This window comes from uncultured Kriegella sp. (assembly GCF_963975415.1).
Taxonomy (GTDB): domain Bacteria; phylum Bacteroidota; class Bacteroidia; order Flavobacteriales; family Flavobacteriaceae; genus Kriegella.
The window spans coordinates 60,382-86,478 of record NZ_CAXBGN010000008.1; the positions used below are offsets into that span (position 1 = coordinate 60,382).

The following is a 26,097-nucleotide window of genomic DNA, read 5'->3' on the forward strand; positions in this document are numbered from 1 at the left end:
ATTTAAATACAAAATGAAGCTTATAGTTAAAGCCCTGTTTTCATTAGGAATGGTGTGTGTTCTAAACCCTATTTGCGCGCAAGAAAACTCAAGTCGATATTGGAACGAAAATTTACTGCTGACTTCTTTTAGAATTCCGCCTCCTCAGCATGGTACACCTATTATATATAAGGATTTAGATAGGGATGGAGACCCTGATTTATTACAAACCTTGACAATCAACAACTTCCCGGTACAATGGATTGACGATGATGATGATATGAAAGAAGGTGACCTTTCAGGTGATTTGGACAGTGACTGCCTGATGATAGATCGTAATAGGGATGGAACGTATGGTGGTCCATTTGACTTAATTGTTGATTGGAATGATGAGAATGGCGATAACATAGCGGATATGCAAGTAGTCGCCGATCAACTTAGTCTTGATGACAACGATTTTTATCCAGGGCACTATATGATTATGTTTGATCTTGACAATGATCAGATTTTCAATTATATCAACTGGAATACTTTCGAGTTGGAAGCATGGGATCATAGTGGAAGTAGTAGATTCCTTGAAGATTATCATGGTAAAAGCCTTTTTTTGAAAAATCATTTATCAACTTTTGCCTTCGAAGATTTACGTTTGAATTGGGAGGTGCCCTTTCTTTTCTTTGATCCTGATAATGACGGACAAACAGAAATGGCAATTAGAGTTGTGGATAATAATATCATTAAAAAAGAACCTAAAGGGCCATCATTGCCTCAGAACCCTGGCAAGGTTAGTAAAGCCGATAGAAATATTAAAGTAGACGGAGTTGCAGATATGGTGGCCCTGACGTATGATTTGGACAATGATAATTCAGCAGGAAATGAATTTGATTTTGACATGAGCATACTATTTAAGGGTAAGGGTTTTGATTATCTGGACCAACGACATAAATTCAATAGTATGATCGGTTTGAAAGGTACCGACAGTTTGTTCTATGATGCTCGCTTCAGGCAACTCGATGAGCTGATTTTTCCAAATCATGATTCGATTAGTGATTTAATTTATAGTCGTGGAGAATGGAATGAATGCTGGTTCGTGTTCGATGAAGATGATGACTGTCATAGATGGGAAAGGGTAGAGTTTTATAATCCATTAAATCTGCATAAGGCTGGTGCCCAAAATGGCGGTCTAGACAATAATCCGCAAGCAGATATATCTGGTGATAGAGGGGAATGGGATTTGGATAATTCGGGTAAGGGGAAATTGTATATAGGTTCTTTTGACAATAAAATTCATTTATACGGGGCTGAATGGGGTGCTTGGCGAATTGACCAGAATGCAAAGCAATATCAAGGTTGGCAAGGTTGGCGTCAAAGCCAAAAAGTTGAGGGAATAAAATTTCCTGTCGTTCGATATGAGGATAGAAATAATAACGGTTTTATCGATTATATACAATATGACTTAAATGGAGACTCCATCTTTGAGCATGAACTTGATTATATCGCATTAGGTATTGATGATACACAAGTTGTCGTTGAAACTAAAAATATCGAATATCGAGCTTATGAAGCTTTATTTAAAAAAGTAGCCGAATCAACATGGGAAAGAGCAAATAATGCTGTGCGAATTGCAAAATTATATGGTGTTGATACAAGTTGGTATGCAAATTTTAAGCAAGTCAATTCGCTAAGAGAGCAATATCATTTTGGTTATTGGCTTAATTTCTATATCTATATGGACATGCGGGACATGGCCATGCGATCCAAAGAAACCAATTTATTGAAAAAAGTAGATTTGGCTTATGCTACCGGTAATTGGTTTTCACTTGAATGAAATCAACACTATTGTTTACCATGGACAATCAACCACTTGAAAATATATGATCAACGCTTATATTTTAATTTTAGCAAACATTAATAAATGCCCAGAAAAAAAATATTTTTTATAACACATGCAAATGTAATTGTCGATCCAAATTTACCGGTTCAGGATTGGGGATTATCGGACAAAGGGATAGAACGTCATATAATATTTAATTCCAACCCAATGATTGATAATATTACTGCAGTTTATTCTAGTTATGAGCAAAAAGCGATAGAAGGCGGGGTGATCTTGTCTAATCACTTGGGCATTGAATTGCAACAAGTTGAGTCTTTGAAAGAAAATGATAGGTCATCGACAGGATTCCTTTATGAAGAAGAATTTCAAACCACTGCAAACATTTTTTTTGCAAAACCTTATGTATCTGTGCGCGGTTGGGAAAGGGCGATTGACGCTCAGAACAGAATAGTCGCGGCCCTAGAAACAATAATATCAATTGAAAAGAGTGAAGGGGATATCGCGATTGTTGCACATGGAGGAGTTGGGGCTTTGCTATTCTGCTATCTAAAAGGTAAAGAAATATCGCGCCAGTATGACCAACCGCCTAACGGAGGAGGTAATTTTTTTACCTTTTACAAAGATAATTTGAAAATAATCCATGATTGGGAAGACATTTCTTTAATACTTCCAAGATAATATAGAATGCTTAAAAGATAATGTAGGCGAATACGATGCAAAACAGCTAAGCAGTTACTTGGTTAAACTAGAAATCTAGCAAAGGAATGTCTTTGTAGAAATGGAAAAGGTAGCGGACAAGGGAATAACCGAATAAAAGGTTTTCATATTTATAAGTTTGAGTTAAGTTAGTTGAGTGGAAAGGAACAGTGGGAAACTATTGTTCCTTTTTTTTGAAACACCCAAAATTAAATGAATCTTTCCACCGGTATGTATAAGTAGTAAAACATATAATCGTCATTTTTCTTGAAAGTTTATTTATTTTTTTCCAGCTTTACCCAAATACCATAGTAATCAACAAATTAATCCAAACAAATGAGTGTACTTAAGAAGACATTGCAAATTAGTTCAGTATTGCTGTTTTTATTATTTCATCAAACCATTTTTTCCCAAAGCGCTAAAAAGAAACCCAATGTTATCGTTATTTTGACCGATGACCAAGGCTCTATCGACCTTAATTGCTATGGGGCCACAGATTTACATACCCCAAATATGGACAGGCTTGCGAAAGAAGGGGTCCGGTTTACCCAATTTTATGCCGGGGCCCCGGTTTGCTCACCTTCACGAGCAGCACTTTTAACTGGAAAAACAAATTTACGGGCAGGTTTAGAGGGCAATGTTCCTATTCCTGAAAATGCTGAAAAGACAGGGAGGTTCGGTTTGCCAACCAACCAAATTACGATGGCCGAGATGCTCAAGGCAAATGGCTATTATACGGCATTGATAGGCAAATGGCACTTGGGGCATCGAAAAGAAAATCTGCCCAATGGCCAAGGGTTCGATTATTTTTTCGGGCATCAACGGGGTTGTATCGATAACTATTCCCATACATTTTATTGGGCCGGACCTAACAAACATGATCTTTATAGAAACTCTGAAGAAGTATATTATTCAGGGCAACATTTTACCGATTTAATGGCAGATGAAGTAAAGCAGGTTATCGACAAGAAAAGAAATGAGCCATTCTTTATTTATTGGGCGTTCAATGCTCCCCATTACCCATATCAAGGAACAACAAAGTGGTTGGATTATTACAAAGACTTGCCCACACCTAGAAAAGAGTATGCAGCTTTTATTTCCAATACCGACGAAAAAATCGGGCATGTACTTGACTATCTAGATGAACAAAACCTTACTGATGACACAATTATCGTTTTTCAATCCGATCACGGGCATTCGTTGGAGGAACGTGCGTTTTGGGGTGGGGGCAACGCCGGACCATATAGAGGGAGCAAATTTAGTCTGTTTGAAGGGGGTATCCGTGTGCCGGCCATTATTCGATATCCCAAGGCGATACCTGCTAATGAAGTACGTGATCAAGTCGCAATGGAAATGGACTGGTTTAGCACCATAGCTGAATTGACGGGTGCCCAAGTGAAAGGAGACATTGACGGAAAAAGTCTGATGCCAGTCATTTTAGATGATAAAAAAGAATCGCAACATAAAGTAGTGCATTGGCAAGTTAATAGTTACGATGATTCGGAAGCACAATGGGCGGTTCGCAAGGGACCATGGAAATTAATAGGAAATGTTAGGGAACCTACAAATACGGGAGAGCGAACCGATGTAGATCAGCTGTTCCTTGTTAACTTGGAAAGTGATATTTCAGAAAAGAACAATTTGGCAAAATCCAACCCTGAAAAATTGAAAGAGCTTTTAAAAGTACATGAGTCTTGGTTGAAGTCTGTTCAGCAGGAAATGGAGATACAGTAGTGTTTACCAGTTGAACTGGTTCGTTTTTTAGTAGGAAATGGGAATAGGGGTACGCGCCTATTCCCATTTTTTTTGGAGTTTATAAAGATCAAATAACTTACTGTTAAATTTAGGATTATGGATTTGTGATAAAAAATCATAAAAATATAGTATTTGTTAATTTTAGAGGGGGATTTCTTCACATTTATATATTATATTCACTTCTTTTTAACAATTAAACAACTATATATTATGAAACAAAGGTTTACATCAAATCTTTTAAAACCTTACAGCAATGTAAGTTTACTTAGTGTAAGGTTCTTAGCAATGTTGATTTATTTGGGAGCGCAACTCGTCGTTGCAAGTCCTGGATCAACTGTAGAAAAGTTTAAGTCGGAGCGGATGGTACAAGCTGTGGTTAATGGTACGGTCACCGACGAAAGTGGTATGGTACTACCCGGTGCCAATATTGTTGAAAAAGGCACCACCAATGGGGTAACTGCCGATTTTGATGGTAATTTCTCCATCGAACTAGCTGAGGCCAATGCTACTTTAATTGTGTCATATATCGGGTATGCTGCCAAAGAAGTATCTGTTAATGGTCAAACCAACCTGCAAATTGCCCTTATGGAAGATTCTGCACAACTCGATGAGGTCATCGTTGTAGGTTATGGAACACAAAAGAAGAGTGACCTTACGGGATCTGTTGTTAGAGTTTCTTTGGAGGACAAGGAAAATTTAGGTAACACCAACATACTACAGGCCCTATCGGGTGCTGCGGCAGGGGTGAATATTCAAAATGCGAGTGTGGCTGGGGGCGAAGCCGATTTTTCTATACGTGGAAGAACTTCTTTGTCTGCTAGCGATAGTCCATTAATTGTTCTCGATGGTATAATTTACAACGGCTCAATAACCGATATCAATACCAATGATGTAGAATCGATTGATATACTTAAAGATGCCAGTGCAGCGGCGGTCTATGGGTCACGATCGGCCAATGGGGTGGTAATTATAAGTACAAAAAAAGGGAAATCTGAAAAACCAGTGATTTCATTCAATATGTACAGTGGCTTTCAGAATATGACGAATAACCCGATGCGGGTCATGAACGGTGAAGAGTATGCTAACCGATTGGTTGATTATTATTATCAACAAGATTTGTACAACTGGTACTATACCAACCCCACGAGTGATGCGGGCAAACCGGTTCGTCCAGATGCTTCGAACCGCGAACTTACGGCGGCAAGGTTAAGAACGGAAGAGGAACGAACGAATTACCTTGCAGGTAATGAAACAGACTGGGTAGACGCCGTTACCCGGTTTGCCGCAATCAGTAATTATAGTTTGAGCGTTTCACAACAAACGGAGCGCAGTAATTATTTTATATCAGGGTCATATACCAATGAGGAGGGTATTCTTTTGAATGATAATTTTAAGAGGTTTACCCTGCGTTCAAATGTAGAAAGTAAGATTACCGATTGGCTGACCTTTGGGTTAAATACCGCTTATTCGTACCGTGATTATTCGGGTGTTGAAGTTAATCTTTGGGATGCGCGACGTGCAAGTCCATGGGCAAACAATAAAATCGGCTCGCCTGATTATGATATTTATCTCACCGGCGAAGCGTATATGCCATTTCCACATAATAATTTATATGTAGACAATAGCGACATCGGCAATAATCTATTTATTGTAGGAAGGGCAAAAGTTACAGTGCCATGGGTCGAGGGACTCACCTATGAACTTAATTATTCCAATACTTTTTCCACACGTAACAAGAATACATTTTTCCCTGTGAAGACACCGGAAGGTTCTGTAAATAACGGCCGGGCCATTAAAAATCCTTTTGAAGAACGTGATTGGATCGTGAACAATATCGTTTCTTATGACCGAACTTTCGGCGACCATAATGTCAATGGTACGTTATTATATAGTAGGGAACACCGGCAGGCCAATAGTTCGAATATGACCAGTGAAGGGTTTGATAACTCCATTCTTGGGTACAATAGCTTAGAGTTGGGTACTATATTTACATTGAACTCTGATGCTTGGGAAGAGGATAGTATGTCGTACATGGCCCGTGCTTTTTACTCGTTTAAAAATCGCTATATGTTGACGGCTACGGTGCGAAAGGATGGTTTTTCTGGCTTTGCGTCCGATAACAAATACGCTACTTTTCCTTCGCTATCGTTGGGTTGGGTGGTCAGTGATGAAGGTTTTATGGATAATGCAGAAAGTGTATTTTTAAAACTGAGGGCTTCCTATGGGAAAAATGGAAATCAAGGAATAGGCCGATATTCCAGTTTTTCTAGAATGCAAACTACACCTTATGTGTATGGGTCGTCAACCGTAATCGGAATAACACCATCAGTTCTTGGCAACGCCAATCTTGGGTGGGAGACAACATCCTCGTTCAATTTGGGCCTCGATTTCGGTTTCTTCAACCGCAAGATCAATGGGTCTATTGACGCCTATAAAGCAGAAACTACAGATGTTCTTGTAAATAGGGCATTGCCACCAGCCAGTGGTTATGGCAATTTGTGGGAAAACATCGGGGCCATTGAGAATAAGGGTATCGAGTTTCAGTTGTCCACTATAAATGTAGAAGGGGATAGCTTCAGGTGGAGTTCCGATTTTGTGTTTTCATTGAACAGAAATAAAATTACCAAACTCTATGGCGGCGATAACGATAGTGACCTTGGAAACGGATGGTTTGTCGGGGAATCTATCAATGCAATCTACGACTATGAAATGGCAGGTGGCGTTTGGACGGAAGAAGAACTGTACAGTGGGAATATTCTAGATAATTGGTATCCGGGTCAATATCGATACGTTGACCAAAATAATGATGGCGTAATAGAACCAAATGCCGACCGAACCATTATAGGTAATGAAGACCCTAATTATCGGTTCAGTATCAACAACACCTTAGCGTATAAAAATCTTTCACTTTCCTTTTTATTGAACTCGATACAAGGTGGTAATGATTATTATCTTAGAAACAATTATCAGGTTGTAAATGTTAGTGCGAACGCAGACGATGTATATCGCATAAATGCATCTGCTGTGCGACCATATTGGACACCCGATAATGGCGTTACCAATGCTACAGGGGTTTATAATACCCCGGTGCAACATTCAGGCATTTATGAAAGTAGAAGCTTTGTTCGTTTACAGGATATAACGTTGGCCTATCGATTCGAATCGAATCTTATCGACAAACTTGGCATAGACAATTTCCAAGTCCAACTATCGGGTAAGAATCTTTATACTTGGACAAATTGGTCAGGATGGGATCCTGAAACAGCTGCGTACGACCCCGGAGACGACTCTGACAATAACGATGGTCTGCCCTTAATGCGCAATGTAACCATTGGTTTGAATCTTACTTTTTAGACCTATGAATCTTGTTTAAGTAAAAAAATAGAAATTATGAGTAACATGAATATATTCAAAATGAAGTTTGTACTACTGGGAGTAGTAGTGCTGATAGCGATAATAAGCTCGTGCAATAGCGATATTCTTGATGAGCGACCCCTTGATTTTCTTGCTCCTGAAAATTCATTCGAAACGGTCGATGGCATCCGGCAAGGAATAACCGGTTTGCACGCCACAGCCCGAACAACGTGGTATGGTTCGGCCAATCAAGATGCATTTGTAATTATGATGGGGAATGTTGGTACCGATGTGGCTTTTCATGGAGAGAATCCCGGAGGGAACAATAGATTGGTCAATTATGAAGCTGAGATGACTTCGACCAATGGCCAATTTACCTATTATTGGGAATCAAGCTACAAGATTATTCAACAAGCCAATATTTTGATAGATGCGATAAACAAATCCGATGATGACATTTGGTCGGACGCAAGTGAAAAAAATAGATTTTTGGCCGAGGCACTTTTCTTCAGGGCTTGGACTTACCGTTTTCTCGTTCCACTTTACGGTGAGGTTCCCTTGGTAACTGAAGCTATTAGCTCTGTGAAAACCGATTTTTCCAGAGATCCCATTGCAGATATTTATGCGCAGGTAGAAGAAGATTTGATTTTTGGCGCGGAAAATTTACCGGGTCGTGGCGAAGAGGAGAACCCGGGTAGAATTACAAAAGGTGCCGCATTACATGTTTTAAGTGAGGTGTATTTGGCCCAGTCCAAGTTCCAATTGGCCGTAGATGCCGCTTCCGAAGTTATTGACGGTCCTTATGCTTTGATGACCGAACGTTTCGGATCTACGATCGAAGCCTTTGGTAGTGGTGATGTTTTTCTAGATTTATTCGCCTACGGGAACCATTCGTTGGAGGCCAATACAGAGGCACTGTGGGTTATTCAAATCGAACCGCTCATTGCCGGGGGATCCAGTTTCCCTGGGGAAAGAGCGTGGGGTCCGGCTTATTTTAGAATGGGTAATACCCCCGACGGATTTCAGGCCTTTAGGGGAGAATTGGTTAATGGTAGTTATACCGGTTACCAAGATACCTTGAGTAGACCTGTTGCTTGGGTCCGACCAACAAATTATACGGCCTATGATATTTGGAAAAGCGACTGGGACAATGATATCAGAAATGCGAAACACAATATCAAAAGGAAATTCTATTTCGACAACCCTGAATCCGCCTTTGACAAACAAGAGATAGATTTCAGTCTGTACCCCGAAGGAACAAGAGACGGTATCAGGGATACTTGTCAGTATATTTACCCTTACTTTATGAAGCATGCCGATCCGCTGAACCATTTCACAGATCCCGGCCGCTCCGGTGGAGGGTTCAACCATAAAGATGTCTACGCCCTTCGCTTGGGGGAAACATATTTGATTCGAGCGGAAGCCTACGTCGGTCTTGGGAACACCACCCTTGCCGCAGCTGATATCAATGCTATTCGAAATAGGGCCAATGCTACTCCTGTCGATGCCGCCGATGTAGATTTGGACTATATACTGGATGAACGGGCACGCGAACTGTATGGTGAAGAATTCAGGCACATCACCTTAAGAAGAATGGGCAAATTATTGGAACGGGTACGGTTGTACAACAACAACCCCATTTATCCTGCTTGTAACATTCAAGATCATAATGTGTTGTTCCCTATTCCCCAAAATCAGATTGACTTGAACATTGATGCACCATTTGAACAGAATCCGGGGTACTAGTTCAAACTATAATAATTAAATCTAAAATTCCTCGGGGCTCTGCCCCGGGGTTTCCCATTTACCTCCCCCTAGAGAGGTCAGATTCTATTTTTTACGGAATTTGTGTGGGGTAAAATAGAGAATTTCGGTTTCAAGAAATTCTTTGTTTGACCCTGCCTCAGGGTTCATGACGGGGGCAAGGAATAATTGTAGTAGGGTTGCTTTAGACAATAATTAAGGTACATAAATCAACCCTGCCTTTAATAAATCGGAAAAAGGTTATATCTTTTTCCGGTGTACCGATACAGGTCGCGTAGTTTAAAAGAACACAATAGTTGAATAATTTTAATTTAGAGTACAATGACGACAAGAAGAAATTTTATTACAAAAACGGTCTTAGGTAGTACAGCGGTTGCAGTTGGCAATACGGCAATGGCTATGCCTGCGAGTAGCTATAGACGTATAATTGGGTCGAACGATAGGCTCAACATAGCCATAGCGGGTCTGGGCCGTAGACTAGGGGCCTATTATGACCCGATCGCTAAAAAGGAGGCCAATGTTCAATTGTTGTACTTGTGCGATGTAATGGAAAAACAGCGTACAGCTGGCTTGGAAAAGTTTTCCAAGCATATTAATTACAAGCCAAAATTGGAGAATGATATTCGCAATGTAATCGCCGATCCAAAGGTTGATGTGCTTATTAATGCCACGCCAGACCACTGGCACGCGCCAGGAACGATTATGGCCGTAAAAGAGGGCAAGCATGTATATGTCGAAAAGCCGGCAAGCCATAACATGCATGAAAATGAAATGTTGGTGGCAGCAGCCGAAAAGTACGATAAAGTTGTACAGATGGGTGCTCAGCAGCGTTCTTCAACACACACAATTGAAATAATTAATGAAATTCACAATGGGGTGATTGGTACACCTTATAAAGCGGTCGCCTTTTATTCAAGTGCTAGGGGAGAGGTACCACACCAGAAAAAAACGGCAGTACCCCAAGGTCTAGATTGGGAGCTTTTTCAAGGTCCTGCCCCACGTCGTGATTATACCGAGGAGACATGGGATTATAACTGGCATTGGTATGGATGGGATTATGGTACGGCAGAATCAGGTAATAATGGTACCCATGAACTTGATGTGGCGCGATGGGCGCTTCAGGTAGATTTTCCGCAACATGCCGAGGTTGAGGCCGAAAAACGACATTTTTTAGAAGATGGTTGGGAAATGTATGACACCATGGAAGCCACTTTCAAATTCGCGGGGAATAAAATTATCCAATGGGATGGAAAAAGTAGAAACGGATACAACACCTATGGTTCCGGGAGGGGAACCGTAATTTATGGGAGTGAAGGTTCGGTTTTTGTAAATCGAAATGAGTACAAGCTTTTTGATCGCAGTGGAAAATTGGTAAAGGATAGCCAGTCTACTTCAAATGAAGCTGGAACTGCCCTGGGCGGTGGTGGCGATATGTCAACGGCACACGTAATGAATTTCTTTGATACCATTCGTGGTAAGGCAAAGCCGAACGGACCGATTTCTGATGGTAGCATCACTATGGCCATGGTACATTATTCCAACATTGCCTATCGTATTGGAAAAGGTTTTGATATTGATGAAAAAACCGGACGCATGTTCGATCGCGATGCTATGAAGTTATGGAGCCGTGACTATGAAAATGGTTGGGAGCCTAAGTTGTAAGGGATTTTAAATCAATCAACGAATTATTTAATTTTCAGGTATGAAAAGCATTCTTTATCTAGTAAGCCTTGGTTTGGTTTTTTTTATTGGAACCGGCGATTTGTTGGGACAATCGGGAAAACCACTTTTTCCTGAAACACCCGGGTTAGTGTCTTACACACATCGAAAGAGTTTTGAAAAAAACGTTGCCGCCACATTAGATACGATCAAATCATTGGGTATTACTGATATGGAATTTTCCAATTTGTTCGGTGCCTCTCCCAATGCGTTGCGCGATATGCTCGATGATAGAGGAATAAAATGTTCCTCTTACGGTGTAAGTTATGATGCACTCGTCAACAAAACGGATGAGGTAGGTCTAAATGCTAAAATTCTCGGGGCTTCTTTTGTACGTATAGCTTGGATTCCCCATGAGGGGAAATTCACAATCGACGATGCAAAGAAAGCCGCCAAGGATTTTAATAAAGCAGGGAAGACGCTAAAAAAGAAATATGGCATTACCTTTTGCTATCACAATCACGGATATGAATTCGTATCCTACAAAGATGGTACTTTGTTCGATTATTTGATGCAGCGTACGAACCCCGAGTACGTGTCTTTTGAAATGGATATTTTGTGGACATTTTTTCCGGGAGCAGATCCCGCTGAACTGCTTCGTAAATATGATTCCCGTTTTAAATTAATGCACTTAAAAGATTTGAAAAAGGGGGTCGAAGGTGATCTTACCGGTAAGACCTCTCCTGAGAATGACGTTCCTCTAGGCACAGGGCAAATCAATATCCCGGAGGTTTTAAAGGCAGCCAAAGAGGCAGGTGTTAAACATTATTACATTGAAGATGAGAGCAAATTAAAAAGTGTTCAAGTTCCTCAGACTATGGCCTATTTAAAAGGCTTGAGGGAGTAATTTTGTTTCCTTTTATTTTTTTGAAACTTCTGTGGTATGAAATTTAAAGTTTGATTGACAACGATTGATCATATGTAGAAACACACAATACAGGCTATATAATTGAGTTGCTAAATTTTTTAGTCGCAGTGGGAATAGTATTTTAATGCTATTCCCATTGTTTTTTTGGCAATGTTAAAAGGGGAAAATGATGTATTTTTTAAGAATTTTTTAAAAAGAGGGCAGGGGTTTGGCTCATTTTTGTAATTTTAAATGCACTACTGGTCGGCAATAATTAAGGCTTTAAAAAAGCCTTTAAAGTTTTATACGGTAAAAGAATTAAATTGAAACACCTCTCGCCCATTTTGTTTTCAAAAAACATCCTTCAAACAGCAAACCGAAATACAAATAATAAATAACAAAAAGTCAACGCATGAAAAAAAAGCATTTGGCAACCCATCAAATTTCAAGAAGATCTTTTATTGAAAAAACGGGAACTGCCGCCGTAGGAATAACCATTCTCCCAAGCAATGTAATCTCGGGGTTGGGGCACAAGGCCCCAAGCGATAAATTGAATATTGTTGGTGTTGGAGTGGGTAGTATGGGTTTTGGAAATCTTAGAAACCTACAGAGTGAAAATATAGTGGGACTCTGTGATGTAGATTGGAAATATGCAAAAAACTGTTTCGACCATTTTCCTAATGCGAAAAAGTACAAAGATTTCCGGGTCATGTATGATGAAATGGGCAATGATTTTGATGCCGTGATGGTGGCTACCGCCGATCATACCCACGCCATTGTTGCTGCAGATGCTATGGTTCGGGGAAAACATGTGTATGTACAAAAACCACTAACACATTCGGTTTATGAATCGCGATTACTTACCAAATTGGCCGAAAAGCATAAGGTGGCCACACAAATGGGGAACCAAGGAGCTTCAGGAGCCGGGGTTGCCGAAACGTGTGAATTAATATGGAGCGGGGCCATCGGAGAAATTACAAGGGTCGAATCTTTCACCAATAGGCCAATATGGCCACAAGGGCAAAACCCGCCCGCACAAGGTCAGTGGGTGCCCGATACGCTCGATTGGGATTTATTTACAGGACCGGCCGAATTGATTCCCTATAATCAAGTATACCACCCTTGGAACTGGCGTGGCTGGTGGAATTATGGAACAGGAGCGTTGGGCGATATGGCCTGTCATATACTGCATCCGGTATTCGAAGCGTTGAAGCTAGGCTATCCCACCGAAGTTCAGGGTAGTTCTTCATTATTGCTCAAAGATTCCGCACCGACAGCTCAATCGGTACAGTTGACCTTTCCTAAACGTGGAAAAATCGGGAAGATCAAATTACCGGAAGTAGAAGTTTCATGGTACGATGGTGGCATTAAACCTGATTTACCAAAAGGATGGCCTGCAGGTAAAGACCCGAATAAATCGGGCGGAGGTACCTTCTTTTATGGTACCAAAGGGGTGTTGCACGCTGGTTGCTATGGAATTGAACCCGAAATCATTGGTAGAGAATTGCCGAAAGTGGCACAAACCGAGCGCAGGGTAGAAGAGGAATTAGGCCTTGCATGGAATAAAGGAGCACATGAGATGGATTGGGTTCGAGCTTGTAAAGAGAATCCTGAGAATCGAAAACCTTGTACCTCAGATTTTTCAGAAGCAGGTCCTTTCAACGAAATGGTTGTGATGGGAGTGCTGGCGGTACGTCTTCAATCATTGAATAAAATTCTCAAATGGGATGGCGAGAACATGCGATTTACCAATATTGGGGACGATGAAACTATAAAAACTGTTATTCGGGACAACTTCGTAATGCGCGATGGTCGGCCGAAATTTGAAAAAGATTGGACCGAACCGTTTTCAGCGAGTGAATTTGCCGCTGAATTGGTCAAACATACCTATCGCGAAGGTTGGAAATTACCCGATATGCCGGCGTAGTATCCTCTTTATAATATCAAAGCATACGGCAGAAACAGGTTTGACACTCCGTTTCTGCCGTGTTGGTATTAGCCCATCATAAATTCTGGGAAATGGCTAAATTCCTTTCAAATCGAATAAATATATGTATAGGGTAAACCGGAATAATTGACGAAACATGAGTTCATTGATTTCTCTTTAGGGCAGACGTATATCCCAATGTAATAATCATGGGTTCATGCAATAAATTATTAGCTTCATACAATTTCTTAGAAAATGGCAAAAAGTAATAAACTGGTAACGCGACGTAAATTTTTGGGTTCAATTTCGGCAGCGGCCGTAGCTACTCCATTTATAATGAATTCTGCTGTGGGCCTTGCATCCCCAAAGAACAAATTGAAACATGCATGTATTGGTGTTGGGGGAATGGGTTGGCACGACCTTCAAAACTTTAAAGAACATCAAGGTGTAGAAATTGTAGCACTTTGTGATGTTGATGCTAAAAACTTGCAAAGGGCTTCAGAGCTTTTACCAAATGCGCGAACATATACCGATTGGCGCGAACTTCTTGAAAAAGAACACGACTTAATTGACTCGGTCAACATAACAGTGCCAGATCACAATCACTTTGCCATTGCTTATCGGGCCATTCAAAATGGAAAGCATGTGTATTGTCAAAAGCCGATGTGCCACGATGTGGCGGAAGTACGAAAGCTCACCGAAGCCTCAATAAAAGCTGGGGTGGTAACGCAACTTGGTACACAACATGCCTCTGGCAAAGGGGATCGATTGGCAGTGCAATGGATCAAAGAAGGAGCTATTGGCAAGGTCAAGCATGTTTACCTCTGCTCGAACCGCCCGGCAGCGATAGAGCGGTACCGACTTCCTGGTCCACGGCCTGCTCAGGGTGAAGAGGTTCCTTCACATTTGAATTGGGATCTTTGGATAGGCACCGCACCGATGCGTCCCTATGCTGCTGATATTTATCATCCGGCCATTTGGCGGGCCTGGCAAGATTTTGGCACCGGATGGTCTGGAGATATCGGGTGCCATATATTCGATGCGGTATGGAAAGGTCTGGGGTTAAAAGCACCTATGTCTGTATCCGCCAAGGTTCAAAAATCTTGGAGAGAATCTTCGGAACGTAACTCCGACACCTGGCCTCAAGGAGATCATATTACCTGGATGTTCTCTGGGAATGAGCTTACGGAATCGGATGTTCTACCAGTAGAATGGTATGACGGCGAATTTTATCCCCCATGGGAAATACAAGCTCTGTATTCTGGCAAGCCATATCCTGCCGAATCTGCCATGCTCATCGGAACCGAAGGGGCACTACTTATACCGCATACCGACATGCCCGTACTATTACCGGAGAAAAAATACATAGATTACAAAGCTCCAGAGCTCGACGACCCTAATCATTATCACCATTTTGTGGATGCTTGTTTGGGCGGAGAAAAAACAGAATCACATTTCGCCCAGTCGGGCCCCATGACAGAAGCTATACTTTTGGGTACGGTAGCCATACGTTTGCCCGATACCTTGCTTGAATGGGATGCGGTGAAGATGCGGTTCTCGGATCGAAGGGCCAATAAATACCTTCACCGTGAGTATCGAAAGGGGTGGAAGGTTGCTGGGTTTTAATCACTTCAAGGTATCGAAGACTAGGGCAAGTTTTGTTGCTTAGGGTGTGTGCCTATATTAAAAAATCGAAAGACGAAATTAAATTCCTTTAGTGCACGAGTAACTGTTATTAAGAAGACAAAGGGGTACAAGTAATAAATATTTGTTCCCTTTTATATTGACATGAAGAGGACAACGTTCCATGCTATTTTAAGATACTTAATAAAACAAGAAATTGTCACAACCATAGTATAAATAGTTCTAAATTGGTGATTTTTTAATTTTCATTCATAAGTTTTGTTAATTTAACTAAAAAATCACTAATATTCTGGTCATTATGAATTGTGATTTCTCTTTACGCTATAGGTAACCGTAACGCTGGATAATATTTTTAAAATGAATTCACTTACCGAAAATGAGTCCATATTGTGGTCCCGTATAAAACGGGGCAATATTGATGCACTTAGTGAATTGTACCACATACACGCAGATTTATTATACGATTATGGAACAAAACTGACTACAGATGATACTATTGTGATGGACTGTATTCACGACCTTTTCTTAGATTTGTACAAATACAGAAAAAAACTGTGTAACTCGGTAAACATCAAGTATTACCTACTAAAATCGCTTAAGAGAAAAATAGTTGGCCAGCATCGCAACAATTTGGTATTGATATCCCCCGAAGAAGACCTTTCCGGAAAATACTATAAAGACCTTCAAAACACCATTGAGGAACAAATCATTCAATCAGAGCACGAGGTTGATTTGAAATCAAGTCTTTTTGGAGCACTGAAGGCCTTGACCAACAAACAAAGGGCCATGATTGTAATGCGATTCAACCAAGACAAATCGTATGAAGAGATTGCAGTAGAAATGAATATTTCCATAGAAAGTGCCCGCACCAATATATATCGCTCCCTAAAACGTTTAAGACAAGATCTGAGGTACGAATAGCCCCCCACGTATTTTCTAGTTATTTTAGAAGAAGTAAATAACATTTATTTCTCTTTCATTTCCTGAAAAAACAATGGATTTAGATTTATGATCAAATCCCTGTAAATAAATGAGATATGATTTTTTTCCTGTGATAGTTATTTCTTTTGATAAAAAAAATGGTTTTTTTCTGTCTATGTTTCTTCTTTTTACTTCTTATATAAAGACCCAAGTGTTATTTGCAGTTTTTCAAAGTGCTTAAAACAATATAGCAAAAATAGAATCCTTTGGATCCGAAAAAGAAGTTCGAGTTAAACCAACGTATCGTTGATTCCGCTCATCAGTACAGAAGAAAGGGTTTCTTACGAAATACCTTAATGGCGGCGTCAATAATGGTTTTATTGACTGTGGGGTCGTTCATTTGGTGGATTCAGAATGATGTTGACGATACAGGTTTATCGATCATGAGACATGCTGCTTCCGTAGAAGCAGATATGAATGGCGAATCAAATGTTAAATTGGTTCTTTCCAATGACCGTGAGGTGAGAATAAATGAAAACAGTGTCGATATTGCATATTCCTCCAATGGCCAAAATGTTCAGATCAATAATTCCGAAAACATCAAGCAACAAGATCCGGGGAATAAAGAGCCAGTGTATAATACCATTTTAGTGCCGTATGGTAAGCGGTCACAGATTGTTCTTTCCGATGGCAGCAAAGTTTGGCTCAATGCCGGAACCAAGTTTACCTATCCTGCCAAATTCTCAGAAAAAAGACGGGAAGTATTTTTGCTCGGGGAGGCTATTTTTGAAGTAACACATGATGCCGATAATCCCTTCTATGTGGTAACGGAAGATTATCAGGTCAAAGTTTTGGGCACCGTTTTTAACGTAAGTAGTTATGCTGATGACGGTTTTACCAGTACCGCATTGGAAAGCGGGCGTGTAGAAATAGATTTCCCTAGAACTCCCGGACTTGAGAACCAAGTTGTCAAAATGTTGCCGGGTACGCTAACCACCTACAGAAAATCGGAAAAACAGCTGAAACTGATAAAGACAGATATTGAACAATACATGTCATGGCGAAAGGGCAGTTTTATTTTTAACAATTGTGAACTACGCAATATCGTTAAAAAAATAGCCCGTCATTACAACATGCAAATCACGATTGAAAACGAGAAATTGGAACAACGTAAATTTTCGGGCTCCTTAGATATAAATGAAGATATCGAACACACTTTGAACATCTTAAAAGAGACCGCCAGTTTTAACTACCACAAAGAAAATAACCAAATTCTAATCAACCAAACAAACGAAGTGCCAATGAAATGAATTCCCTTATGAAATGAAAAAGCCAGAAGATGGGCGAAGATCTTCTGGCGGTATTAACACTACCTCGAAAAGTAATATTAACCAAAAAATCAAAATTATGAATAAAAAGGCTAACTCCTGCCATTTAGATATCTTAAATGGAGTAAACAAACTACTGTTATTTAGCATGAGAGTCATCACATTACTTTTATGTATCGGTTTAACAAGTTTGTATGCAAACCTAACCAATGCACAGACCAAAATCGATATACACTTAGCGAATGGTACATTCAAAGATTTATTTAAAACGATAGAAGCTAAAAGCGATTTTATTGTTTTTTATGAGGAGAATATTGTGCAGTACGGAAAAAGCGTGAGTATTGATGCCAAGAAGATGACCATTCCGCAAATTTTGGACATGGCATTCAATAATACAGACTTGGATTATGCCATCTTAGACAGACAAATTGCTATTAAAAGGAAAAAAGAAGTTCCTATAAATGCGAAGACCATTTCGCTTCCACAATTCGAAATCAGCGGAATGGTAATCGACAATGATGGAACCCCTCTTCCAGGAGCCAACATTGTTGAGAAAAATACGACAAATGGGGTAACTGCTGATTTTGATGGAAAATTTACAATAGAAACATCGAATGAAAATCCTACTTTAATAATCTCATACATCGGATTTGCAACTAAGGAAGTGGTTGTCAATAATCAATCTGATATTACGATTACACTCGAAGAGAGTGCCGCAGGACTAGAGGAAGTTGTGGTTGTAGGTTATGGCACCATGAAAAAATCAGATTTGACCGGCTCTGTTTCACAGGTAAAGAGTGAAACCTTGGAAGCAGTTCCCGTCTATAATATGGAACAGGCCCTTAAGGTAGGGGCCGCAGGGGTCAGGGTTTCCCAGAATTCGGGTACCCCCGGCTCCCGTATTGAAGTTCGTATTAGGGGAGGAAACTCCATGATCGGCGATAACCAACCGTTGTATGTTGTTGATGGTTTTCCGGTTACGGGCGGTATAGATTTCCTAAATCCTGCAGATATTGAATCCGTTGATATTTTAAAGGATGCTTCCGCTACCGCAATTTATGGTTCCCGAGGTGCAAATGGGGTTGTGATCATTACCTCAAAAAGGGGTACGAAAGGCCAAGACAGCAAGGTAGAAATAAATACTTTTTTCGGTATGCAACAAGCGATAAACCGCTATGACTTGCTTGATGCCCAAGAATATGCCGTTGTTGCCAATGAATGGTTGAAAAATGAAGGATTGGACCCGTTCTTTAATCCCAGTGAAGTACAAAATCCGGGAACCGATTGGTGGGATGCCATATTTCGAACGGCCCCGGTACACAACCATACAGTGACATTTTCCGGAAGCTCGGAAAAGGGTCGATACTCTATTTCCGGAAATTTATATGATCAGACGGGAATTATTGAAAATTCGGGAGTTACTCGGGGTTCGGTCCGAATCAATCTTGACCAAGAATTAAAGAGTTGGTTGAAAATGGGCATCAATGTGCAGCTATCGAGAAACGAGCGAAATTCGGTTCCTGTCGATAATGGTAATCGTGGTAACTCTATGCTTTCTGCTGCGGCATCTGCGCCACCGACCCTGCCGTTGTATAACGAAGACGGGCTACCAACCCAAATTGAGCAGGTTTATAATTTCGGGTCTGCCGATATGCGCAATCCATTAATCAATACGTTTCGAAAAGATCTGGATTTTTCAAATAGCGTTTTGGCCAATACAACTTTTGATATTCAATTGGCGCCTAACTTATCTTTTAGAACCTTATTAGGGTTGCAATACCGTAATGCGCGTAGCGAATTCTTTGCGCCGATTATATACGATAATGATAGGGGGTCGGCCTCCGAAAGTAATTCCTATTCCAATTCATTTTTGACGGAAAACGTATTGACATATTCAAAAGTATTCAATGACAGGCACAGTTTGAATGTTATTGGGGGAGGCACCTATCAAACAAATATGAACCGCAGTTCAGGAATTAGTGTCAGTGGTTTTGCCAATAATATTACCGAGAACTTTAATTTGGCTGCTGCCGAGACCGTTGGAAATCCCGGTTCTGGTTATTCAGATTGGACCCTAGCATCCTTTCTTTCGCGGGTAAACTATGCTTTTGATGGAAAGTATATGGTGACCGCTAGTATCAGGGCCGATGGCTCATCACGATTTGGGGCAAATCATAAATGGGGCTATTTTCCGTCAGGGGCCATCGCTTGGCGGGTATCGGATGAAGCTTTTCTCGAGAATAGCAACACGATTACAAATCTGAAATTAAGGGCCAGTTATGGTATTACCGGAAATACCGCCCTTAACCCATATCAGTCGCTCGACCGACTGAATTCAGTCAAATATATATATGGAAATCAAACCGATGTTATCGGATTTTATCCCATAGGGATTTCCAACAGTGATTTAAAATGGGAAACAACGGGGCAGCTTGACATCGGTTTTGACCTTAATTTGTTTGATGACCGTCTGCGCTTTGTTTTTGATTATTATAAAAAGAACACCAAAGATTTGCTGGCGTCCGTTCCTCTTCCACCAACGGTCGGTTTTGGGTCGATACTGAGAAATTTGGGTGAAATACAGAATAGCGGAATCGAGTTTAGCGTCGATGCCGATATTTTAAGAAACGAATTCAAATGGGATGCTTCAGCACAGATTTCCGCAAATAGAAATAAGGTTATCGAACTGGCGGGAGACAGTGATATTTTTGGTTCTGACCAAGGCGCTGTTTGGCCAAGTGCGAATATTGCCCGAGTCGGTGAGCCTTTGGGAGCATTTTATGGGCTATTGGAAGATGGTCTTGACGATGATGGATTTATCAAATATCAAGATGTCAGTGGTCCTGATGGAGTGCCCGATGGTAGTATTAATGCGCTTGACCGCGTAATTTTGGGCAGCTATCATCCTGATTTTATATATGGTCTCACCTCTAACTTTAGCTATAAGGGTGTTGAACTTAATGTTGTTGTAGAGGGGGTTCAGGGCAATGAGCTTTTCAACGCGACGAATGGCACACATCTAAATTCATTTCAACGCGGAAATAATCAATTTAGGGATATCATCGGAAATTATTGGACAGAAGAAAATCCGGATCCCAATGCCAAATACCCGAAACTAAGTAGTGCCACTCAAATTACGGTGTCTGAACGTTTTATCGAAGATGCCAGTTATTTGCGTATAAAATCGATGCGATTGGCCTATAACTTCCCAGTATCCGAAATAGGTCTAAAAGGATTTGACATGGCCCAGTTGTACGTTTCAGGCACCAATCTCTTCACCTTCACAAACTACACGGGTATTGACCCCGAGGCGAATACAAGAGGTACCGATACGAGCAATGTTGGTGATAGATTACGGTTTGGTCACGACCAAAGTAGCTATCCGACTGCCAAAATTTATGCCATTGGTTTGAAATTTAGATTTTAATTGAAAAGACATAGAATAATGAAAAATATAATTTTAGGAATAATAATAATCGTGTGCTTATCGGCTTGCGAAAGCACCTTGGAAGAAGTACCAAAGGATTTCGTTTCAAAGGCAAACTTTTATAAGAATGAAGAAGATGCCGAAGCGGCCATCGCTGGTGCCTACGCAGGAATGCAAAATGATTTTTTTGGTATCACGAACTACCTTATGACCGAATTGCATGGCGATTATCTCTTCGGCAGGGGATCTCAGGCACCCATAACCATTTGGGACCAAATTTTAGACCAACGAAACATTGGGAGGTGTGCCACAAATTGGTCATCGTTCTATACTACGATTAATCGGGCAAACGCCGTATTGGACAATGTACCCGCTATTGAGAATATAGATGCGGGGGTAAAAGAACAAATTTTGGCCGAGGCGCACTTCCTCAGGGCCTTATGTTACTTTGAATTGGTACGGGGCTGGGGAGCCGTTCCTATTAAAACAACCGAAAGTATCGATCTTAGTGCCATTGAGGCTCCGAGAGAACCCGAAAGTGCGGTCTATGAATTGATCGTTCAAGATTGTTTGGCCGCAGAAAGTGGTTTGGGTGAAGTTGGTGGTGAGACTGGCAGAGCTTCGAAATGGGCAGCCAAGATGTTGCTGGCCCATGTTTATTTAACCATGGAAAATTGGGCAGGCGCCGCCGAAAAAGCTGAAGATGTCATAACCAATGGCCCCTTTGCACTGGTTACTGTAGAACAAAGTGATGATTTTTATAAAATTTTCGCTGTCGATACCAGTTCTGAAGATATCATGTCAATGCATCACTCCGAAACAAAAGGGTCTACAATTCCAAATTATCTGCATCGGGCTGGGAACGTTCCCTATAACTATTCATCGGGTGGGGTTTTTGCATGGCTTCCGGATCCAAATTCCTTTATTGGCGATAGTTGGGATGACAACGACCTGAGAAAAGGCTTTAATTTATATACCCAATTTCAAAATGCTGATGGGGAATGGGTGCCATTGCCCGATACGACGCCTATTCTTTTTAAGAAGTTTATTACCAATACATCAGGACAAAGTGTCTATAGCGTTCCTATTTATCGACTTGCAGAGGCTTATTTGTTTTATGCCGAAGCTTCAAGTATGGCAAGTGGAAGTCCGTCTTCCCTAGCTTTGGAACGACTCAATATCATTAAAAGAAGAGCTTATGGCCTTGATCCCAATACGGCATCAGCGGTAGACTATCCTTCAGGAATGAGTGGTAGCGATTTCAGGGCGGCCGTGGTACAAGAACGAGCTTATGAATTTATAACGGAGCGTAGGCGTTGGTTCGATCTGAAACGTACGGGAACCGTGAAAGAAGCTTTTGCGGCTGCAGGCAAAAATATACTTGACGAACGTCTATTGTGGCCGATTCCCGAGGATGAAATAAACAACAATCCGGCCGTTAATCAGGCGGATCAGAATCCTGGGTATTGATACTTAAAGGGAGTGAGTCTAAATACAGGCTTAAAACTAAGCCTGTATTTTTTCTATTGTTTTTTGATAACCTATAAGCATAAGAAGAATCTATGATTGTCTTTTACGACATTTTGTATAAAACTTTTTGTAAGTTTCCAGTATATATGTTGGTTGTGCTTTGCGGCAACTCCATACTTTGCAATGCCCAGACGGTTGAAAAAAGAAAGCCCAACATCATCTTAATATTTCCTGACCAATTGCGATCTGATTATATTGGTGTGAATGCCGGTGAATGGGTGCATACCCCAAATATGGATCGCTTGGCAAATGAGGGTGCTCTGTTTACTAGGGCGTATAGCGCAACACCGACTTGTCTACCTGCAAGAGCTGCATTGTTAACAGGAAAAAGCCCATGGAACCATGGCCTTTTAACGTATGCCCCAATTGCAACCAAGTATGCCAATGAAATGCCTCAACTATTGCGGGAAGCTGGCTACTATACTTTTGCCACAGGAAAGTTACATTATAAACCCATTGGTAGTGGCCCCCTTAATGTCGGGTTGGATGAGCTTGATAATAGCAAGTTTATGCACGGATTTCATGAAATTGCGCTATGCGAGGGATGGGGACATCCTCAAAATGCTTATAATCAATGGTTCAAAGAAAAAGCTCCTGGTAAAAAAATGGATGGCACGGGCCTGGGGCCGACAGATCACCGAACGGGAACATATCCTTATGATGATGAACTACATCCCACGACTTGGACGGCCAACCAAGCCATTGATTTTATAAAGAACCAAGATGGTAAGACGCCTTACTTTCTAAAAGTTGCCTTTCATAGGCCCCATCCGCCCTTTGACCCACCAAAAAGGTGGTTAGAGTTCTATGAAAAGAAAGCTATTCCGACGGCCACTGTTGGAGAATGGGCCGAAGAAAAATACGGTAGCTTTACTAAAATTCCGGCCCTGGGCAAACAACAAAATGCTCCAAGAGGCAATTATGGTGATAGTATTGTACGTCGGTCGCGTGAAGGCTATTTGGCCGCCATCAGTTTTCTAGATGAACAAATAGGGAATATCATTTCCACTTTGGAAAAGAAAGGAGAACTTGAGAATACGCTTATTTTGGTTTCATCTGATCATGGCGATATGATGGGGGATCATCATTTATGGCGGAAATCGTATCCTTATGAGGGGTCGGCAGCTGTGCCCATGATTATTCGATGGCCAGAAAATCTAAAGATCGATGCAAAACGGGGTCGGGAAATTAATGAATTGGTTGAACTAAGGGACATTCTACCTACATTTCTTGATGTTGCGGAAGTGCCGCTGCCCAACGACCTGGACGGAATGAGCATGATAAACCTCATCAAGGGGGATAAAGATAATTGGCGAAAGGTACTTGATTTGGAGCATGGCCCATGCTATTGGCCTGAAAATAGTTGGACGGGGCTTACCGATGCAAAATTTAAATACATCTATTTTGCTGCTACTGGGGAAGAACAACTTTTCGATTTGGAAAATGATCCCACGGAGAAATATGATCTAGCAAAAAAGAAACAGTTTAAAAACACGCTGCAACAGTGGAGGAAAAGAATGATAACCCACTTGACGGAACGAGGCGAACCTTGGATTGCAAATAATGATTTAGGTCTACGCACCGAGGAAGTTAGGTTCAGTCCCAATTACCCAGCGGAATATTACCCGAAGGAAAGTGCAAAAAAATAATAATACAAAACATTAAAAATGAAGAAAATAATAGGCTTTTTGACGCTCGTAATGATGATTCAGGTTTCGAGCGCGCAATCAAAAAAATATGATATTGTAGTTTACGGTGGTACTTCTGCCGGGGTGGCAGCGGCTATCCAAGCCAGTAGAATGGGCAAATCGGTAGTGCTCATCGAACCAACAAACAGAGTGGGAGGGTTGACCACTGGCGGACTGGGACAAACCGATATAGGTAACAAACAGGCCATTGGTGGAATTTCACGGGAATTTTATGAAAACATAAAGAAATACTACGATGACCCTAAAAACTGGAAATGGGAGAAACGGTCAGAATACATCGATGGCGGGCAAACCCGTACCGAAAAAGGGGAAGCATCGATGTGGACTTTTGAACCTTCTGCGGCACTTAAGGTATATCATGATATGCTAAGTAATGAAAAAGTAAAACTGGTTTATGAAGAACGATTGAATAGAAGTTCGGGTGTACTCATGTCTGATGGGAAAATTCAGTCAATAACTATGGAAAGTGGAAAAAAGTTCATCGCCAAGATATTTCTTGATGCCACGTATGAAGGCGACCTTATGGCTGCAGCGGGAGTGTCGTATGCCGTAGGTCGAGAGAGCAATGATGAATATGGTGAAACCTTAAACGGTGTGCAGGCCAATAATATCAATTTGTCATTGACCAAACTGGTTTCCAAAAATGCTTTTAACCATAATTTTATCCAAGGGGTCGATCCATACATAGAAAAAGGGAGGCCCGAGAGTGGACTTTTACCGAATGTCAATGAAAAACCCGGTCTTGAGGGAGCTGGTGATGATAAAATACAGGCCTATTGTTTTAGAATGTGTTTGACCAATCATCCTGAGAACCGAATTCCGTTTAAAAAACCCGCGAATTACGACGAGATCAATTATGAATTGCTGCTTCGGAATTATGAGGCTCGAAAAGGACTCATACGTGATATGTACAGTTATGGCAATTCACTTTTACCATGGATTAACTCGAGCATGCCGAACAGAAAGACGGATACGAATAACAAATTTGGTTTTTCAACGGATTATATTGGAAAAAATTACGACTACCCGGATGCCTCCTACGCCGAACGGGAAAAAATCATTGAAGACCACCGAAATTATCAGATGGGTTTGATGTGGACTTTGGCCAATCACCCCAGAATACCAAAGGAAGTGCGTGACGAGGCCTCGAGATGGGGTACTTCAAAAGATGAGTTCGAAAGGGCCGACGGATGGCAACAACAACTATATGTGCGTGAGGCAAGGCGAATGATCAGCGATTATGTAATGACCCAACACAACTGTGAAGCATTAAAAGTTGCTGAAGATGCAATCGGATTGGCGGCTTATGGAATGGATTCCCATAATGTGCAGCGTTATGTCGATGCCAATGGATATGTTCAAAATGAGGGTAATGTTGAAGCACATGGTTTTAAACCATACCCAATTAGCTATAAATCTTTGGTACCCAAAAAAGAAGAATGTGAAAATTTGATTGTTCCCGTGTGTGTAAGTGCGACGCATATTGCATTCGGCTCTATTCGAATGGAACCCGTATTTATGGTATTGGGCCAATCTGCCGCTACTGCTGCTTCTTTGGCAATAGATACCGGTGCTTCCGTTCAGGATATTTCCTATAACGACTTAAAAGCTGTCTTGTTGAAAGACGGACAACGTCTGAAGTAATTAGTGATGAGATTAATTGAGC

General features: G+C 41.0%; 15 protein-coding genes. All 15 read left to right on the forward strand.

Annotated features, from left to right (window positions below; all coding sequences use genetic code 11):
- Positions 1-13 precede the first annotated feature (13 nt).
- The 15 genes from AACZ88_RS16820 to AACZ88_RS16890 all read left to right on the forward strand — a co-directional run bounded on the left by AACZ88_RS16820 (position 14) and on the right by AACZ88_RS16890 (position 26,075).
- Positions 14-1,804, forward strand: coding sequence for a hypothetical protein (locus tag AACZ88_RS16820; protein ID WP_339712614.1), 1,791 nt, complete (start codon positions 14-16; stop codon positions 1,802-1,804).
- Positions 1,805-1,891: 87 nt separating this feature from the next.
- Positions 1,892-2,488, forward strand: a complete 597-nt coding sequence (locus AACZ88_RS16825) for a histidine phosphatase family protein (protein WP_339712617.1) — start codon at positions 1,892-1,894, stop codon at positions 2,486-2,488.
- A gap of 354 nt (positions 2,489-2,842) precedes the next feature.
- On the forward strand, positions 2,843-4,240 hold the full coding sequence (locus AACZ88_RS16830; RefSeq protein ID WP_339712620.1) for a sulfatase-like hydrolase/transferase: 1,398 nt from the start codon (positions 2,843-2,845) through the stop codon (positions 4,238-4,240).
- Between the two features lie 231 nt (positions 4,241-4,471).
- The gene (locus AACZ88_RS16835) at positions 4,472-7,615 is read left to right on the forward strand and encodes a TonB-dependent receptor (protein ID WP_339712623.1); all 3,144 of its coding nucleotides are present in this window, start codon (positions 4,472-4,474) and stop codon (positions 7,613-7,615) included.
- A 60-nt stretch (positions 7,616-7,675) separates the two neighbouring features.
- Positions 7,676-9,361, forward strand: coding sequence for a RagB/SusD family nutrient uptake outer membrane protein (locus AACZ88_RS16840; RefSeq protein ID WP_339712626.1), 1,686 nt, complete (start codon positions 7,676-7,678; stop codon positions 9,359-9,361).
- Positions 9,362-9,700: 339 nt separating this feature from the next.
- The gene (locus AACZ88_RS16845) at positions 9,701-11,041 is read left to right on the forward strand and encodes a Gfo/Idh/MocA family oxidoreductase (protein ID WP_339712629.1); all 1,341 of its coding nucleotides are present in this window, start codon (positions 9,701-9,703) and stop codon (positions 11,039-11,041) included.
- Positions 11,042-11,081: 40 nt separating this feature from the next.
- Positions 11,082-11,945 (forward strand): sugar phosphate isomerase/epimerase, encoded by an 864-nt coding sequence (locus AACZ88_RS16850; protein WP_339712632.1) that lies wholly within the window; start codon positions 11,082-11,084, stop codon positions 11,943-11,945.
- A 412-nt stretch (positions 11,946-12,357) separates the two neighbouring features.
- Positions 12,358-13,872 carry a Gfo/Idh/MocA family oxidoreductase gene (locus tag AACZ88_RS16855; protein ID WP_339712635.1) on the forward strand — a complete coding sequence of 505 codons (1,515 nt, stop codon included), beginning with the start codon at positions 12,358-12,360 and terminating at the stop codon, positions 13,870-13,872.
- Positions 13,873-14,127: 255 nt separating this feature from the next.
- The gene (locus tag AACZ88_RS16860; protein ID WP_339712638.1) at positions 14,128-15,498 is read left to right on the forward strand and encodes a Gfo/Idh/MocA family oxidoreductase; all 1,371 of its coding nucleotides are present in this window, start codon (positions 14,128-14,130) and stop codon (positions 15,496-15,498) included.
- A 375-nt stretch (positions 15,499-15,873) separates the two neighbouring features.
- The gene (locus AACZ88_RS16865) at positions 15,874-16,437 is read left to right on the forward strand and encodes a sigma-70 family RNA polymerase sigma factor (RefSeq protein WP_339712641.1); all 564 of its coding nucleotides are present in this window, start codon (positions 15,874-15,876) and stop codon (positions 16,435-16,437) included.
- A 266-nt stretch (positions 16,438-16,703) separates the two neighbouring features.
- Positions 16,704-17,747, forward strand: coding sequence for a FecR domain-containing protein (locus AACZ88_RS16870; RefSeq protein WP_339712644.1), 1,044 nt, complete (start codon positions 16,704-16,706; stop codon positions 17,745-17,747).
- Between the two features lie 97 nt (positions 17,748-17,844).
- A complete protein-coding gene (locus tag AACZ88_RS16875) occupies positions 17,845-21,192 on the forward strand; it encodes a TonB-dependent receptor (protein ID WP_339712647.1) in 3,348 nt (1,115 codons plus the stop codon).
- A gap of 18 nt (positions 21,193-21,210) precedes the next feature.
- Positions 21,211-22,662: a RagB/SusD family nutrient uptake outer membrane protein gene (locus AACZ88_RS16880; RefSeq protein WP_339712649.1), complete on the forward strand. Its 1,452-nt coding sequence runs from the start codon at positions 21,211-21,213 to the stop codon at positions 22,660-22,662.
- Positions 22,663-22,808: 146 nt separating this feature from the next.
- Entirely contained in the window at positions 22,809-24,371 is a 1,563-nt protein-coding gene (locus AACZ88_RS16885; RefSeq protein WP_339712651.1) for an arylsulfatase, read from the forward strand.
- Between the two features lie 18 nt (positions 24,372-24,389).
- On the forward strand, positions 24,390-26,075 hold the full coding sequence (locus AACZ88_RS16890) for an FAD-dependent oxidoreductase (protein ID WP_339712654.1): 1,686 nt from the start codon (positions 24,390-24,392) through the stop codon (positions 26,073-26,075).
- Positions 26,076-26,097: the final 22 nt, after the last annotated feature.

What these genes read in the sequence shown, in the direction of transcription:
- AACZ88_RS16820 (WP_339712614.1), top strand. Translation starts at nt 14, where the DNA reads ATGAAGCTTATAGTTAAAGCCCTGTTTTCATTAGGAATGGTGTGTGTT.
- AACZ88_RS16825 (WP_339712617.1), top strand. Translation starts at nt 1,892, where the DNA reads ATGCCCAGAAAAAAAATATTTTTTATAACACATGCAAATGTAATTGTC.
- AACZ88_RS16830 (WP_339712620.1), top strand. Translation starts at nt 2,843, where the DNA reads ATGAGTGTACTTAAGAAGACATTGCAAATTAGTTCAGTATTGCTGTTT.
- AACZ88_RS16835 (WP_339712623.1), top strand. Translation starts at nt 4,472, where the DNA reads ATGAAACAAAGGTTTACATCAAATCTTTTAAAACCTTACAGCAATGTA.
- AACZ88_RS16840 (WP_339712626.1), top strand. Translation starts at nt 7,676, where the DNA reads ATGAAGTTTGTACTACTGGGAGTAGTAGTGCTGATAGCGATAATAAGC.
- AACZ88_RS16845 (WP_339712629.1), top strand. Translation starts at nt 9,701, where the DNA reads ATGACGACAAGAAGAAATTTTATTACAAAAACGGTCTTAGGTAGTACA.
- AACZ88_RS16850 (WP_339712632.1), top strand. Translation starts at nt 11,082, where the DNA reads ATGAAAAGCATTCTTTATCTAGTAAGCCTTGGTTTGGTTTTTTTTATT.
- AACZ88_RS16855 (WP_339712635.1), top strand. Translation starts at nt 12,358, where the DNA reads ATGAAAAAAAAGCATTTGGCAACCCATCAAATTTCAAGAAGATCTTTT.
- AACZ88_RS16860 (WP_339712638.1), top strand. Translation starts at nt 14,128, where the DNA reads ATGGCAAAAAGTAATAAACTGGTAACGCGACGTAAATTTTTGGGTTCA.
- AACZ88_RS16865 (WP_339712641.1), top strand. Translation starts at nt 15,874, where the DNA reads ATGAATTCACTTACCGAAAATGAGTCCATATTGTGGTCCCGTATAAAA.
- AACZ88_RS16875 (WP_339712647.1), top strand. Translation starts at nt 17,845, where the DNA reads ATGAATAAAAAGGCTAACTCCTGCCATTTAGATATCTTAAATGGAGTA.
- AACZ88_RS16880 (WP_339712649.1), top strand. Translation starts at nt 21,211, where the DNA reads ATGAAAAATATAATTTTAGGAATAATAATAATCGTGTGCTTATCGGCT.
- AACZ88_RS16885 (WP_339712651.1), top strand. Translation starts at nt 22,809, where the DNA reads ATGTTGGTTGTGCTTTGCGGCAACTCCATACTTTGCAATGCCCAGACG.
- AACZ88_RS16890 (WP_339712654.1), top strand. Translation starts at nt 24,390, where the DNA reads ATGAAGAAAATAATAGGCTTTTTGACGCTCGTAATGATGATTCAGGTT.